The 14,150-nt window shown below is 38.4% G+C and carries 17 protein-coding genes; 12 read left to right on the plus strand and 5 right to left on the minus strand.

Going from position 1 to position 14,150, the window contains the following annotated elements; translation table 11 throughout:
• The first annotated feature begins 7 nt into the window (after positions 1-7).
• The 11 genes from WA352_RS06255 (at position 8) to WA352_RS06305 (ending at position 10,055) form a co-directional block, all read left to right on the plus strand.
• Positions 8-868: an HvfB family MNIO-type RiPP peptide maturase gene (locus WA352_RS06255; protein ID WP_033132837.1), complete on the plus strand. Its 861-nt coding sequence runs from the start codon at positions 8-10 to the stop codon at positions 866-868.
• Positions 819-1,577, plus strand: a complete 759-nt coding sequence (locus WA352_RS06260; protein ID WP_033132836.1) for an HvfC family RiPP maturation protein — start codon at positions 819-821, stop codon at positions 1,575-1,577. Before WA352_RS06255 ends, WA352_RS06260 begins: the two co-directional genes overlap by 50 nt.
• On the plus strand, positions 1,574-2,194 hold the full coding sequence (locus tag WA352_RS06265; protein WP_005203764.1) for an RNA polymerase factor sigma-70: 621 nt from the start codon (positions 1,574-1,576) through the stop codon (positions 2,192-2,194). Before WA352_RS06260 ends, WA352_RS06265 begins: the two co-directional genes overlap by 4 nt.
• Positions 2,188-2,367 carry a zf-HC2 domain-containing protein gene (locus WA352_RS06270; RefSeq protein ID WP_004653549.1) on the plus strand — a complete coding sequence of 60 codons (180 nt, stop codon included), beginning with the start codon at positions 2,188-2,190 and terminating at the stop codon, positions 2,365-2,367. The genes WA352_RS06265 and WA352_RS06270 overlap by 7 nt, the downstream gene beginning before the upstream one ends.
• 199 nt (positions 2,368-2,566) lie before the next feature.
• The gene (locus tag WA352_RS06275; protein ID WP_033132835.1) at positions 2,567-3,556 is read left to right on the plus strand and encodes an acyl-CoA desaturase; all 990 of its coding nucleotides are present in this window, start codon (positions 2,567-2,569) and stop codon (positions 3,554-3,556) included.
• Complete coding sequence (locus tag WA352_RS06280) at positions 3,553-4,866, plus strand: NAD(P)/FAD-dependent oxidoreductase (protein WP_033132834.1); 1,314 nt, start codon at positions 3,553-3,555, stop codon at positions 4,864-4,866. The genes WA352_RS06275 and WA352_RS06280 overlap by 4 nt, the downstream gene beginning before the upstream one ends.
• Positions 4,832-5,647 (plus strand): DUF1365 domain-containing protein, encoded by an 816-nt coding sequence (locus WA352_RS06285; RefSeq protein ID WP_005313763.1) that lies wholly within the window; start codon positions 4,832-4,834, stop codon positions 5,645-5,647. Before WA352_RS06280 ends, WA352_RS06285 begins: the two co-directional genes overlap by 35 nt.
• Entirely contained in the window at positions 5,622-6,821 is a 1,200-nt protein-coding gene (locus WA352_RS06290; protein ID WP_033132833.1) for an SAM-dependent methyltransferase, read from the plus strand. Before WA352_RS06285 ends, WA352_RS06290 begins: the two co-directional genes overlap by 26 nt.
• A gap of 34 nt (positions 6,822-6,855) precedes the next feature.
• Entirely contained in the window at positions 6,856-7,635 is a 780-nt protein-coding gene (locus WA352_RS06295) for a DUF1295 domain-containing protein (RefSeq protein WP_033132832.1), read from the plus strand.
• Positions 7,636-7,643: 8 nt separating this feature from the next.
• Positions 7,644-8,693 carry an SAM-dependent methyltransferase gene (locus WA352_RS06300; protein ID WP_033132831.1) on the plus strand — a complete coding sequence of 350 codons (1,050 nt, stop codon included), beginning with the start codon at positions 7,644-7,646 and terminating at the stop codon, positions 8,691-8,693.
• A gap of 33 nt (positions 8,694-8,726) precedes the next feature.
• Complete coding sequence (locus WA352_RS06305) at positions 8,727-10,055, plus strand: sensor histidine kinase (RefSeq protein ID WP_033132830.1); 1,329 nt, start codon at positions 8,727-8,729, stop codon at positions 10,053-10,055.
• Here the strand turns inward: WA352_RS06305 and WA352_RS06310 are convergent.
• The 5 genes from WA352_RS06310 to WA352_RS06330 form a co-directional block, all read right to left on the minus strand.
• Positions 10,052-10,747 (minus strand): response regulator transcription factor, encoded by a 696-nt coding sequence (locus tag WA352_RS06310; protein WP_033132829.1) that lies wholly within the window; start codon positions 10,745-10,747, stop codon positions 10,052-10,054. The two genes, WA352_RS06305 and WA352_RS06310, sit on opposite strands and share 4 nt — an antisense overlap.
• Before the next feature lie 15 nt (positions 10,748-10,762).
• Entirely contained in the window at positions 10,763-11,257 is a 495-nt protein-coding gene (locus tag WA352_RS06315; protein WP_033132828.1) for a chalcone isomerase family protein, read from the minus strand.
• 60 nt (positions 11,258-11,317) lie between these two features.
• Positions 11,318-11,686, minus strand: a complete 369-nt coding sequence (locus WA352_RS06320) for a hypothetical protein (RefSeq protein WP_033132827.1) — start codon at positions 11,684-11,686, stop codon at positions 11,318-11,320.
• A 34-nt stretch (positions 11,687-11,720) separates the two neighbouring features.
• Entirely contained in the window at positions 11,721-12,287 is a 567-nt protein-coding gene (locus WA352_RS06325) for a nuclear transport factor 2 family protein (protein WP_033132826.1), read from the minus strand.
• Between the two features lie 156 nt (positions 12,288-12,443).
• Complete coding sequence (locus tag WA352_RS06330; protein WP_004806966.1) at positions 12,444-12,743, minus strand: DUF3817 domain-containing protein; 300 nt, start codon at positions 12,741-12,743, stop codon at positions 12,444-12,446.
• A 430-nt stretch (positions 12,744-13,173) separates the two neighbouring features.
• On the opposite strand from WA352_RS06330, the gene WA352_RS06335 reads away from it, so the two are divergent.
• Positions 13,174-14,148, plus strand: coding sequence for an NAD(P)H-dependent flavin oxidoreductase (locus WA352_RS06335; RefSeq protein WP_005203747.1), 975 nt, complete (start codon positions 13,174-13,176; stop codon positions 14,146-14,148).
• Positions 14,149-14,150 lie beyond the last annotated feature (2 nt).

Below are 14,150 nucleotides of genomic sequence, written 5' to 3' on the forward strand. Positions count from 1 at the left end.
TTTCACCATGGCTGAATTGGCTGGTGTAGGTCTGGGTTTAAGACGTGAGTTTATTGATGCGTTTTTAAATGCAGATACTCATCCAGATTTTATTGAAGTTGCTCCTGAAAACTGGATGGGCTTTGGTGGTCGGCACGCCAAGCTGCTTGGACAATGTGTTGAGAAAGCACCTTTAATTTGTCATGGATTATCTTTATCCATTGGTGGACCTCATCCACTCAATATTGAATTTATCCAGCAGGTTAAAAATTTTCTACAAAGCTATCAGGTGCCGATTTACTCAGAACATTTAAGTTATACCCATGATGGAGGCTATTTATATGATTTATTACCAATCCCGATGACAGAAGCTGCTGCGAATTATGTGGCTGAGCGTATTTTGCGGGTACAGGATATTTTAGGGCAGAGATTGGTGATTGAAAATGTGTCTACCTATTTAATGCCCAATGCAGAAATGCGTGAAGCAGAATTTGTACGTGAAGTGCTGCTCAAAGCAGACTGTGAATTGCTGCTTGATGTAAATAATGTCTATGTAAATAGTATTAATCATGGCAGTGATGCATATGGTTTTATTGATGCGATGCCCAAAGATCGGATTCGTTACTTACATGTTGCTGGCCATGAACAAGTTGAAAAGAATCTATTGATCGATACACATGGCGCAGCAATCAGTGATCCTGTTTGGCAACTCCTTCAATATACCTATCAAGTTTGTGGGGTTAAGCCGACGTTACTGGAACGTGACTTTAATATTCCATCTTGGCAACAGTTACAGAATGAATTGACCCGTATTAAAAAAATGCAACAGGAGGGTCGTGATGAAAGCAAGACAAATATCCTTTCATACCACGCAGCGACAGTTCTGTGACTGGATTCGTGATCCTGAATTAGAGCTACCACAAAACTTTGCAGCGCACCGTATGCAGGTCTATCGTGATTTGTTATTTAATAATGTCTGTTCATTTATCAACTTGGTCTTTCCTGTAGCGCGTAGCATCTTACCTGAACAGCAGTGGCAGCAATTATTGGCAGAATTTTTTCAAAAATCACAGTGTCAGTCGCCGTTATATAACGATATCTCGCTGCAATTTCGGGAATATCTCACGGAACAACAACATCCGATATTACAACAATATCCTTGGTTGGCAGAGCTATTGCAGTATGAATGGTTAGAACTTTATTTGGACACAGTCGAAATAGAAAGTCCTACTCTGACAAAAGATAAAAATTGGCAATTGATTACCCAAGTTTGGATACTGGCCTATCAATATCCCGTTTATAACTGGACAACGACAACTACGCTTGAACAGGTAGAACCTGCGCCAAGTGCTATTATGGTATGGCGAGATGATCTAGATCAGGTCTGTGTTGAACCTTTGTCACCTTTATTCGCCATGTTGCTTGAACAACTGAACCAAGCGAAGTTAACTGAATTCGGTATTTATCAACTGATCAAGACTGTGCTTCCTGAGTTTCATGAACAGGAAATTCAACAACAAATCTATGCGTTAAAAGCCTTATTAATTCGGTTAAGATTAATTCATATTCCTTATAATAATGAAGAGATACAGGGATGAGTTCAGCTTCAGCAAAAAAACATGATGATCTATTCAATCAATTGCACAATCCTGCTTTTTTGCAAGATTTAAGGCAACAGATGCTGAAATTCGCAATTTTACAACTGTCTTCAATACAGCAAGCTGAAGATGTTGTTCAGGAAGCACTGACTAGCGCGTTTCAACATCTAGACTCATTTAGCGGACGGGCGGCATTTAAAACCTGGGTGTTTGCAATTTTAAAAAATAAGATTATTGATTTGATTCGGCAGAAATCTCGTTTAGTCAGCATGAGCGAGTTGTTTAAGGATGAAGAAAGTGAGCTGAGCATAGATGAGCTCTTTGATGCTTCTGGACATTGGCATAAATACGAAGCACCACAAGCATGGCAAAGCCCTGAAGAAATGATGGAGCAGCAAGATTTCTGGATTATTTTTGATGCTTGTCTTAATCATTTACCTGCCAAATATGCACAGGTATTTATGCTACGTGAGGTGATCGAGCTGAGTTCCAATGAAATTTGTGAGAAGCTGGAACTGACAGTTTCACATTTTAATGTACTAATGTATCGCAGCCGCACACGACTACGTGAATGCTTAGAAAATAAATGGTTATTGCAGGAGGATTGCTCATGTTGACATGCCGCCAAGCCACCCAGTTATTATCCGAGAAACAGGATAGAGCATTGCTGTTACGAGAGCAGAGTAATCTGCAATTGCACTTATTTGCTTGTCGTTCTTGCCGTCGTTATGGCAAACACATGAAAACTTTAAGTGTGTTATCAAAACAATTTAAAAATGTTGATCATTAAGCTTTTAAACTACTCAGTTTAGGCTATATTAATGTGCTCTAGCGGATATAAGAGATTAATTTCTAAAATAATATTTTTTAAGTTTTTTGCACAAAGATAAAGAATAAGCGATAGGCCTGAATGCTATGGGCTTCACATAAATTTCATATCGAATTGACTAAGATTATAAGCATAAGAAGAGATGGGTTAGGAACAATCAATGTTAAAGTTTTTTCTGGGATGGATAGACAGTTGGTCGATTACGGATACTTCAGGATTAGCAGAATTCGAAGCATCTAAAACCAGCAAAGATACTCAGATCCAATGGTTGCGAATTATTCCGTTTATTTTATTGCATATCGCTTGCTTAGCTGTGTTTTGGGTGGGTGTTTCATGGTTCGCTGTCTGGTTTATGGTTCTCTTCTATATGATTAGAATGTTTGCAATTACAGCATTCTTCCATCGGTATTTATCACATAAAACATTTCAAACATCACGCTCAGTACAGTTTATTTTTCTTCTGATTGGGACCATGAGCGCACAACGTGGTCCACTCTGGTGGACGGCACATCATCGTTATCACCATCGTTTCACCGACACTGAACATGACCCACATTCATCGACACATGGGTTTTGGTATAGCCATGTTGGATGGTTCTTGAATCAGCAGAACTTTTCCACTCGCAAAGAAATTATTAAAGATTGGCTAAAATTCCCTGAGATTGTTTGGTTAGACCGTTTTAGTTTTGTCATTGTTTTAATAACCGCTTTTGCGATTTATTTGCTAGGCGATTGGCTAGCCTTTGCTTATCCCAATTTGGGTACTTCAGGACCACAGTTGCTGGTTTGGGGATTTGTGGTTTCAACGCTGTTATTGATTCATGCGACTTTATGTATTAATTCGCTCGCTCATCTTTACGGGCGCAGAGATTTCGATACCAAAGACAACAGTCGTAATAATCTGTTTTTATCGATCATCACTCTAGGTGAAGGTTGGCATAACAATCATCATTATTATGCTGGCAGTACACGGCAAGGTTTTTTCTGGTGGCAAATTGATGTCACTTATTATGTCCTAAAAGCGATGTCTTTTTGTGGACTCATATGGGCAATCAAGCCTGTGCCTCAACGGATATATGATGCGCATAAAATCCATCTAGACAGTTTGAAAACTAAGATAGAAAAGAACAGTGACGGGGGTGTTTTATGAAAATTGCAATCGTCGGCTCTGGGATATCTGGATTATATGCGGCTTGGAAGTTATCAAAACAGCATCAAGTTACCATCTTTGAAAAAGAAAACTATTTTGGTGGACATACCGATACACATGAGTTTCGGATTGATCAAAAAAAAGTTGCCATAGACAGTGGTTTTATTGTTTTTAACGCACATAACTATCCATTATTTAGTGCGATGCTTGCCGAGCTTGGAGTCAAAGCACAGAACAGCGACATGAGTTTTTCAGTCAATAATCAGGTGACGGGGCTACAATATAATCCTTCAAAAAAATGGTCGTTATTAACGAGACCACAAAATTTTCTAAATAAAAACTTTCGCTTAATGTTATCGGATTTAGTTCGCTTTTATCGAGAAAATAAAGAGATTGCTGTTGATGAACTTGATACAAATTTAAGCATTGAAGAATATCTCAATAAACATGGTTATTCACAAGTCTTTAGAGATGAGCACTTATATCCAATGTGCGGAGCACTCTGGTCAAGCCCTGTGGAGCAGATTGGCAAGATTCCGTATAAGTTTGTCGTTAGTTTTTTTCAGCATCACCGGATGTTGCAATTAAAAGATCGCCCACAATGGCAAACGGTCAAAGGCGGATCAGCATCTTATATCTACGCGATTCAGCGTGAATGCCCAACGCTCATTTGGAAGAAAACTGAAGTACAACATGTAATAAGAAGTGAAAATCATATTTCAATTATAACTGCGCATGGGCAGGAGCAATTTGATTGGGTGATTTTTGCCAGTCATGCCGATGATACTTTAAAGTTGCTTAAAGAGCCTTCCGAGAAAGAGCATGACATATTAGGGTGCTTTGCTTATCAAGATAACGTGATGGTCGTCCATGCTGATAGATCAATCATGCCAAAATCCCAATCGCAGTGGGCCAGTTGGCACGTACATGTTACAGCTCAAAAAGAAGCTTCGGCGGATAGCGTTCATTACGGGTTTAGCTACTGGATGAACAGTTTGCAGAATCTGGACTGTAAGACGCAGGTTTTTTCTACGCTCAATCCAAATATGCCAATCGCCAAAGATCATATTTATGTTGAACGACATTATCGGCATCCTGTGTTCAATCAAACTGCGATTGCAGCACAATCTCGCTGGCATGAGATAAACGGCTACAAGCGTAGTTCATTTTGCGGTGCTTACTGGGGATGGGGATTTCATGAAGATGGTGCGAGAAGCGCTGACCGCGTCGTGAACCATCTGATGTCAATTGCTGATGAAGATATGGGGGGAGTCGATGTTAGAAGCTCAACTTGCAATTGCGAAAGCTAAAATCAGGCATCGCCGTTTTAGCCCCAAACCTCATCAGTTTGAGGCGACATTGAGCTATTTATATTTTGATCCAGATCGAATAGCGGAAAATCTCAAACAATCAAGGTTATGCTCTACAAACCATTGGAATATTCTCAATATATCTGATCAGGATTTCCTTAAAGGCTATAGCGGTAATTTGCGAGAAAAAATAACAAAAATTTTATTGCAGCAAGCAGATACGATTTTGACCACGCAATCAGAAATCCGTGTCTTGGCCTTACCACGAAGCTTGGGTTTTAGTTTTAATTCGGTTGTGTTCTATTTCATTTTAAATCGTCAAAAACAGCCTGTCTTCATACTGAGCGAGATAACCAATACACCTTGGAATGAGCACAAGGTTTATGTACATGATTGCCAGCAGAAGTTGAAAAATCATAGTCCTTATGACAGTTATGAGTTTGATTTCGAGAAAAGTTTTCATGTCTCGCCATTTATGCCAATGGATATTCAATACAAATGGAAATTTAACTTCTCTAATAGTCAAAATGTGATTCATATGCAGCTTTATCAAAACCAGCAATTCATTTTTGATGCAACGATGCGGTTTGGATTAGCGCACATCACACTTCCTTCACAGCTTAGTCGTTATGCTATTCAACATATATTTGAACCTTTCAAAATGTTAGCTTCAATTTATGTACAAGCATTTCAACTCTGGCTTAAAAAAGTTCCATTTTATCGACATCCCAAAAAGAATAAGGATTTAGAACGAGATGATAAAAACGCTAATTTTTGGTGAACAAGACACACTTCCATTGGTTTTACGCGGCTTGCTGAAACTTCGACATGGACAAATTCACTTTCGTGGTGAATGGAATGGAACTGTCGGTGAAGTTTCTGATCTGGAAGTAACTGTAGATATTCATCACAAAGATCTAATCGATCTCATTTTTAAAAATGGTGTGCTTGGTGCCGCGGAGGGCTATATTCGTGGCCATTGGAGTAGTGAAAATCTGGTCGAACTCATTCAGATATTGGCAAGAAATCGCGACGTTTTGGATAAGATCAATCAAAACCTTATATCACAAGCCAGCCAATTGTTATTAAAAGCATGGTATAGATCCCGCAAAAATTCGTTGGCAGGCAGCCGTAAAAATATTGCGGAGCACTATGATTTAAGTAATGATTTTTTTAAATTATTTCTTGATTCTTCCATGATGTACTCTAGTGCAGTGTACAAGCACAAGGAGATGACGCTAGAGCAAGCTTCTGATTATAAAAAAGAGTTGATCTGTCAGAAGTTACAACTTAAACCCATGGATCATCTGGTTGAAATCGGTAGTGGCTGGGGAGGTTTTGCTATCTATGCCGCTCAGCATTACGGCTGTAAAGTAACCACGATTACCATCTCACAAGCGCAATATGATGAAGCAATCCAAAGAGTTGCCGATGCTGGTCTAAGCCATCGAGTTAATGTCCAACTTAAGGATTATCGGCTACTAGAGGGGAAATTTGATAAGTTAGTTTCGATCGAAATGATTGAAGCTGTTGGTGAGCAATATTTATCTAATTACTTTAATCAATGTAGGTCTTTATTAAAACCAAATGGCCTAGGTCTGATTCAAGCCATTACGATTGAAGATGCACGATATAAAAAAGCACTGCATAGCGTAGATTATATTAAGCGCTATATTTTTCCCGGGAGTTTTATCCCATCTATCAGTGTGTTAACACAAGCGGCTTCAGAGCAGAAGTTACGCTTGAAACATCTGGAGGATATTGGCCAAAGTTATGCTGAAACCATTCATCAATGGCGGGAACGTTTTTTAAATGCCGAAGCACAAGTTCTTGCTTTAGGTTTTGATGAAAACTTTATTCGAATGTGGGACTTTTATTTGTGTTATTGCGAGGGCGGCTTTAAAGAAGGGGTCATTAGCGATGCACAGCTTTTATTTGAAGCAAGCCCTTATTAATTATCCACTGATTTAACGTATCAAGGAGACAGTGATGTTGTGGCAATTGTTTTTACTTGATGCTGTGTTAATGACAGGTTGTTGGTTATGGGCAACATACAATCACCGTGCTGGCATTGTTGATGTTGTTTGGAGTTTTTGCATTGCGCTGAATATTCTGCTGACTGCATGGTTAGTGGATGATGCTTTGATTCATGTCAGGTTGTTTATTGGCATATTCAGTTCAATCTGGTTTATGCGTTTAAGTTGGCATTTATGGCGTCGGTATCAAGCGGAATCAGTGGAAGATCGCCGATATGCCAATATGCGTCGTGCGATGGGGAAATATCAACATATTGGTTTTTATTCCTTTTTTATGTTTCAAGCAGGTTTGGCAATCTTATTTACCATCCCGATGTGGACTTTGCTTCATGTGCCGAGTTCTGTCTGGAGTCCACAAACCCATGTTTTTTTGATCATTGCGGGAATTGTTATGCTGATTGCATTTCTAGGTGAAGTGGTCGCAGATCAGCAATTGTTTCATTTCAAGCAACAAAAACAAAATGATGGCAAAACCATGGATCAAGGTCTGTGGCGTTATTCGCGGCATCCCAATTATTTTTTTGAATGGATACACTGGTTTGCATATCCAATAATAGGACTTGCAGCAGGGTTATACAGTCTATGGATATATCCAGTCTTGATGTGGCTATTTTTGTATTACATCACCGGTATTCCATTTAGTGAACAACAAGCATTAAAAAATCGAGGTCAAAATTATCTCGATTACCAAAAACGAACTTCAATGTTTATTCCGTGGAAACCAAAAGAGTAGGTACGCACATGGACTTTATTATTAATCAATCATTAAAACTTGTTGAAAGTGGCTTAGTACCCGATCAGGCGATTCGTGCAGCAATTCGTGCACTCAGCAAGAAGCGTTTGATTCAAGAAGGTCGCTATGACCCCGAACAAGGTGCTCAACGTTATATGGATGTGCTGAATATGTTGAAGCATAGCCAGATCGCAATTGAAACCGATAAAGCCAATGAGCAACACTATGAATTGCCCACGGCTTTTTTTGAGGCGGTTTTAGGAAAACGACTTAAATATAGTGCCTGTTTCTTTCCACATGATCGAACTGGATTAGATGAAGCTGAAGAGTTTGCATTGCAGATTTATAGCGATCGTGCCCAGTTAAACGATGGGCAATATATCTTGGAATTAGGGTGTGGTTGGGGTTCGTTTACGCTGTGGATGGCAGAGCGTTATCCAAATGCAAAAATTACGGCTGTTTCCAATTCAGCGACGCAACGTCAGCATATTTTGTCCAAAGCTGAGAAATATGGCTTGATGAATATTGATGTTATTACCTGTGATGTCAATGTACTTGAATTGCAGCAAAACGCATTTGATCGTGTTGTTTCGGTTGAGATGTTTGAACATGTAAGAAATTACCAAAAGCTTTTTGAAAAAATTCAATCGTGGCTCAAAGCGGATGGACTGTTATGGTGTCATATTTTCTGTCATCGTTTCTTACACTATCCTTTCGAAATCAAAAGTGAATATGACTGGATGTCGCGATACTTTTTTACAGGTGGATTGATGCCTGCAAGTTCGACATTTTTACACTTTCAACAGCATCTGGAATTGTCGCAACATTGGCAATGGTCTGGAACTCATTATGAAAAAACAGCAAATGCATGGCTGGAAAACATGGATCATAATGCTGAACAATTAAAACCACTTTTTGAAAAGGTGTACGGGCAAGATGCGGCGGCATGGTGGCAACGTTGGCGTATCTTTTTTATGGCTTGTGCTGAATTGTTTGGATTTGAGCAGGGGCAAGAATGGATCGTTGGTCACTTCCTGTTCAAAAAGAAAGCCGTATAATTAAAACAAGCAGTTGTGTAAATAGGCAAGATTATGTTTAAAACCAATAAAAGCGATGCCAATAACCGTCCACTGAGTCGGATGTTTAATCGTTATTATTGGTTGCAAATTGGACTGATCGCGCTTTCGATTATTATTGGGATTGCATGCAGTGCCTGGGTGATCAAAGGCTCATTGCTTAAAACCGCACTTGAACAAGAAATGGAGCATTACTGGATGCGTGTTGATCGTAATCCAAATGCTGATTTACCCGATACTAAAAACTTATATGGCTACCGTTGGAAAAGTGAAAAACCACCTTTAGCATTTCAAAATCAATCGCTAAAACCAGGTGTTCACCGAATCTTTGTCGACGGCAAAGATCGTATGACCGTTTATGGTGAAAAAAATGGGCAGCATGTGCTACTGGTTTTTGGTGAAAGCAATGTCAATAAAATCGTTTGGATGTTTGGTTTAGCACCGTTAATGTTCAGTCTTATTGTGCTGTATAGCATCTTATGGTGGTCAAATCGGCGGGCCAAACGTTATTTTTCGCCAATTACCCGTTTAGCAAATGCCTTAGAACATATTGATTGGGCACATCAGTATAAGGAGGCATCTCCATTCCAAGGAATCGGTACCAATGGCAATATGGAAGCTGAATATTTAAAACAAGCATTAGAAAAATACCATCAAGTATTGAGTGAGTTTATTAACCGAGAGCGCGAATTTACAGGCGATGTCAGTCATGAATTACGGACACCATTGACGATTTTAAAAGGGAATGTGCAGCTGTGTCAGGTCAAATACGGTGAAGATAAATCACTGCATCGTATTTCGAATACCATTGATGATATGCAATTACTGGTTGAAACTTTGCTGGCAATTGCACGTAATACAACCAATACATTGATTGCAGAGCAAGTGAAGTTGTCCAATATCATCAGCGATTTAGTCAGAGATCTGGAACCTGTCAGTCAAGGCAAGGGCGTGCAGATTTTTGTACAAGATGATGCTGAGGAATCAGCCCGATGGATTTATCCTTCAATGACTAAAATGGTGTTGAGCAATATTTTACGCAATGCACTGAATTATTCTCAAGGTTCTAATATTCATATCATTCATCGCAAAAATAGTATTCTAATTGCCGATAATGGGATTGGTATTGCAATGCCAAATGATTGTAAGGTTCAGGAGTTAAATAGTTCACAACTTCAACTTACCGCCAAAGGTCACGGCATTGGTTTACAGTTGGTTAAGAAATTATGTACCCAGTTGGGCTGGCGAGTTGAGTTGTTCGATCGACAATATTATTTAAATACACATCCTCATCTGCAATTGGAAAATACAACAGGCTTAATCGTCGTCGTATATATAAATTAATGCGCTGTCATATCCAAAGCAACTTTTAGACCTACACCAGATATGGTATGGATCAATTTTTCCTGAAAAGGTTTATCGATCATCTTTCTTAAATTGTAGATATGGCTACGTAATGCATCGCTTTCAGGTTCTTCATCGCCCCATAACTCGATAATAATTTCTTGTTTGGTAATCACTTTGGGAGAGTTTCGCATCAAAATTTTTAACAATTTGAATTGAATCCGTGGCAATTCAATTGATTGACCTGCGCGTGTTATGGTTTGAGTCGCACTGTCTAGAATCAGATCGTGAATTTGAATTTTACTGCTTGATACTTCACCAAGAGATCGCTTAATCAGGGCACGTACACGCATAACCAGTTCATTAAAATCAAAAGGTTTTACGAGGTAGTCATCTGTTCCTGCGCTAAAACCTTTTAATTTGTCATCGAGTGTATCTCTGGCGGTTAACATCAAAATAGGAATATCTTTGCCTTGATCAATTCGGAGCCATTCACATAAGTCATACCCTGAGCCGTCAGGTAAATTGATATCCAGCAAAAGTAAATGATACGGATGTGTTTTTAAAAAGTTACGGGCGGCATCGAGGTTACGTGCATGATCCACCACGAAGCCATGTTGTTCTAGAAATTCACAAACTGTGGCGGCAAGCTCATAATGATCTTCCACCATAAGAATAAATTGATTGTTCATAATAATTAGATCAAGTTATTGATTTAGTAATTGTTGCTTTAATTTAGCATTAAAAGGTGAGCTTCCAAACCATATTTTGAAATATTGATTCGCTTGTGGGTCTGTGATCGAACCTAACAATTTCTGATTAAGAGAGAGCTTTAATTGTTGGTTCATTTGATTATAGGCTAAAGAATATAAATCACCTTTTTTTACAGGTTTGTACAGTTCAGTAATTTGGTTTAATACAGAGTCGTTAGCAAAATTGCTAATATTTTTTTTAAGATAATAGTTGGCTGCTTTTTTGAATGCCCATTCTGGAATATTTTGGTCGTAAGAAAAATCTAATTGAATATTTTGACTTTCCCAATTCTGATGGCAATTGTCCGCATAGTAGCTGACAGTGCCTACTGTTTTTGCAGTAACGACTAAAGGTGCTGTTTTACATTTCTGCATATTTGCATAGGCTGGATTAGAATTTAATATCAGTAATAAAAAAATACATCCCAATTGCATAAAATAATTATTCATTTTTTCACCTAGATGCTACTGTTTCGTCAGTCTGTTTTATTTATATATATTGAGTCATATTTAATAAGTGTAGAAGTTCAGACCACGTTCAATCCTTTGAATTTCATAGCTTGCATAGCTCAAATTGGTTTGATCACGGTCTAAAATTGCATAGAGGAAAACACTATGGTTGGTTTCTAGTGGTGTAATAATGTGGTATTGATGATCCGTACTCATGAGCACACTTTCTAGAAAATCATGAGGACTAATTTCATCCATTAATTTTTTCTGGTAGTTAAATAGATTCACACCTTCAGTCACCGCGAAATCAAAATTAAAAAACTCTTCACCTATAGTTTCTAAAATAGAACCATCAAAAGCATCGACTAAGGCCAAAATAATTAAACCTTCAATCTTATTTAATTGTTCTAATAACGAAATATTGTTCATAGTTTATTCTGCACTTATTTGCGTAAATCTTAGACTATTTCTTAAAGGGGAGAAGCAAAGAATAGCCTGTTCCGATATATGGAACAGAGCGATATAAACCATTCGCTGGGTCCCAATAGTCTTGTTGAAATATGATGAGATGTTCAGCATTCACTTTGATTTGGCTAATGCCATAGGAAGACATTGTTTTTATTCGACCAAACATTTTAAAATCATAGGTCATTTGCCAATGAATATAAGCAGAGTCATTTTTATTGGTTGCACTAATTAATTTTACCGATACCTTACTGACATGTTTATTCATTCCCTCAAAATGCTTCATCAGCTCTTTTTTAGTTGAGAATTGAGAGAGTGTGTCATTTATGTATAAATTATCAGCATAGAGTTGGCTTGCATTTTTTACAAAACTTAATGTGCCCATACTATTAAATGCGGAAACAAAATCCAGACCAATCATTTGAGCTTGTGCATCACTTAAGGGGATTCCACGGATTTGTTGATTTGCTTTCTCATAATCAGCGGTATAACTCGATATGCTTTTACAAGCAACTAAGGAGAGTAAGCTCAGTGTTGAGATAGCCAGTGTTTTTATAACATTCATATTGATGATCTCACTCCTTTTAAAATTATAATAAAATTTGGAATGTGAACCCGATGTGAAATCACGCATTGATCTGGTATGAATAGCTTTTTTATTTTTCAAACAATAAAAAAGGAAATCATTAGATTTCCTTTCTTCAGTATCAATTTAAGAGCCTTATAGTTTGGCTTGACGTTGTGCGATGTATTTTTCGTTAAAGAAGCCACCAAATGGAATAAAGGCAAGCACAAATAATCGAAGCAATTCTACGCCAGACCAAAGTGAAGCCGTACGGACTAAGTTCCAAAGATAGAATAAAAATGCCAGACCATGAATCGGCCCCATGATCTTTGTCGCTATCGGTAAATCAAATGCGTACTTGAGTGGAATCGCCACGAGGAATAGCAACAATAAAGTGACGGCTTCAAGCACAGAAGCGAATCGCATCTGTTGCAACTTCTTTGTCATTGCGCTCATAAAATAGCTCCAGGAGATTGATAAAAGAATAAAAATTAACGAAGCATACCATCTTTGAGAGCGAGCGCATTAATATTGTTGGTAACGATTCTTATTTAATCATGCTGATAAAAAGGGGAATCGTATGGCAGAGAAGTAAAAGAATTTTCTACTGATTTAAGGTATGACCATGAGAGGCAAGAATCTTTGCTGATTAAAATTAAGTTAGATAGACAGGTAATATGCTGATATTTAATTCAATAATAGGTTTTTCATTCAACTGCTTTGTCATTTTACTTACTAAACAGACGTGAATGTAAAGTTTATGCAACTTGTTGCATAAAAACTTTTATCTGGATATGATGAAGTGAATTTTAAAAAGTGAAATGCTTCTTATTTCCAAAAAAGGCTTTATCTATTTGAAATAATGAGTATCTAAAGGATAAAAGTAATGTCAAAAATTCCAGAATTAATGAAAAACCTGAGACTCCCTGTAATTGGTTCACCTTTATTTATTATTAGCACGCCCAAGCTGGTGTTGGCGCAATGTAAAGCAGGTGTGATTGGTTCGATGCCGGCATTGAATGCACGACCTGCCGAAAAGCTAGAAGAATGGCTGAAAGAGATTACTGAAGGAATTGCTGAACATAATGCCTTACATCCAGACCGACCTGCGGCACCTTTTGCAATCAACCAAATCGTGCATAAAAGTAATAATCGTTTGGAACATGACATGGAATTGATTGTCAAATACAAAGTACCGATTGTGATTACATCACTGGGTGCAAGAACAGAAATCAATGATGCGACACATAGTTATGGTGGTGTCGTTTTGCATGATGTCATCAACAATACCTTTGCTAAGAAAGCGATTGAAAAAGGGGCTGATGGTTTGATTGCAGTGGCTGCAGGTGCTGGTGGGCATGCGGGCGTCAAGAGTCCATTTCCATTAATTCAGGAAATTCGTGAATGGTTTGATGGACCTTTGGCTTTGTCTGGTGCGATTTCTACTGGTGATGCGGTTCTTGCGGCACAGGCGATGGGAGCAGACTTTGCTTATATTGGTTCAGCATTTATTGCCACAGATGAAGCCAATGCAGAAGACGCTTATAAGCAGGCGATTGTCGATCATAATTCAGATGAAATTGTCTATTCCAACCTATTCACTGGTGTACATGGCAACTATCTGGCACCAAGTATTCGTGCGGCGGGGCTTGATCCAACCAATTTACCTGAAGGCAATCTGAAAGATATGGATTTCAGTACACCGAATGAAGATGGTACACAGCATAAGGTCAAACCATGGCGTGACATCTGGGGATGTGGTCAAGGTTTAAATGCAATCAAAGCCACCACCTCAGTCGAAGAACTCGTGAGCCGACTTGAAAAAGAGTATCTCGCTGCAAGAAAACGTCTCATGCTTTAAGT

The sequence above is a fragment of the Acinetobacter sp. 102 genome, from assembly GCF_037028485.1.
Lineage (GTDB): Bacteria > Pseudomonadota > Gammaproteobacteria > Pseudomonadales > Moraxellaceae > Acinetobacter > Acinetobacter higginsii.

What these genes read in the sequence shown, in the direction of transcription:
- WA352_RS06315 (WP_033132828.1), bottom strand. Translation starts at nt 11,257, where the DNA reads ATGAATAATTATTTTATGCAATTGGGATGTATTTTTTTATTACTGATA.
- WA352_RS06305 (WP_033132830.1), top strand. Translation starts at nt 8,727, where the DNA reads ATGTTTAAAACCAATAAAAGCGATGCCAATAACCGTCCACTGAGTCGG.
- WA352_RS06310 (WP_033132829.1), bottom strand. Translation starts at nt 10,747, where the DNA reads ATGAACAATCAATTTATTCTTATGGTGGAAGATCATTATGAGCTTGCC.
- WA352_RS06260 (WP_033132836.1), top strand. Translation starts at nt 819, where the DNA reads ATGAAAGCAAGACAAATATCCTTTCATACCACGCAGCGACAGTTCTGT.
- WA352_RS06280 (WP_033132834.1), top strand. Translation starts at nt 3,553, where the DNA reads ATGAAAATTGCAATCGTCGGCTCTGGGATATCTGGATTATATGCGGCT.
- WA352_RS06300 (WP_033132831.1), top strand. Translation starts at nt 7,644, where the DNA reads ATGGACTTTATTATTAATCAATCATTAAAACTTGTTGAAAGTGGCTTA.
- WA352_RS06335 (WP_005203747.1), top strand. Translation starts at nt 13,174, where the DNA reads ATGTCAAAAATTCCAGAATTAATGAAAAACCTGAGACTCCCTGTAATT.
- WA352_RS06255 (WP_033132837.1), top strand. Translation starts at nt 8, where the DNA reads ATGGCTGAATTGGCTGGTGTAGGTCTGGGTTTAAGACGTGAGTTTATT.
- WA352_RS06275 (WP_033132835.1), top strand. Translation starts at nt 2,567, where the DNA reads ATGTTAAAGTTTTTTCTGGGATGGATAGACAGTTGGTCGATTACGGAT.
- WA352_RS06285 (WP_005313763.1), top strand. Translation starts at nt 4,832, where the DNA reads ATGTTAGAAGCTCAACTTGCAATTGCGAAAGCTAAAATCAGGCATCGC.
- WA352_RS06330 (WP_004806966.1), bottom strand. Translation starts at nt 12,743, where the DNA reads ATGAGCGCAATGACAAAGAAGTTGCAACAGATGCGATTCGCTTCTGTG.
- WA352_RS06290 (WP_033132833.1), top strand. Translation starts at nt 5,622, where the DNA reads ATGATAAAAACGCTAATTTTTGGTGAACAAGACACACTTCCATTGGTT.
- WA352_RS06320 (WP_033132827.1), bottom strand. Translation starts at nt 11,686, where the DNA reads ATGAACAATATTTCGTTATTAGAACAATTAAATAAGATTGAAGGTTTA.
- WA352_RS06265 (WP_005203764.1), top strand. Translation starts at nt 1,574, where the DNA reads ATGAGTTCAGCTTCAGCAAAAAAACATGATGATCTATTCAATCAATTG.
- WA352_RS06295 (WP_033132832.1), top strand. Translation starts at nt 6,856, where the DNA reads ATGTTGTGGCAATTGTTTTTACTTGATGCTGTGTTAATGACAGGTTGT.
- WA352_RS06325 (WP_033132826.1), bottom strand. Translation starts at nt 12,287, where the DNA reads ATGAATGTTATAAAAACACTGGCTATCTCAACACTGAGCTTACTCTCC.
- WA352_RS06270 (WP_004653549.1), top strand. Translation starts at nt 2,188, where the DNA reads ATGTTGACATGCCGCCAAGCCACCCAGTTATTATCCGAGAAACAGGAT.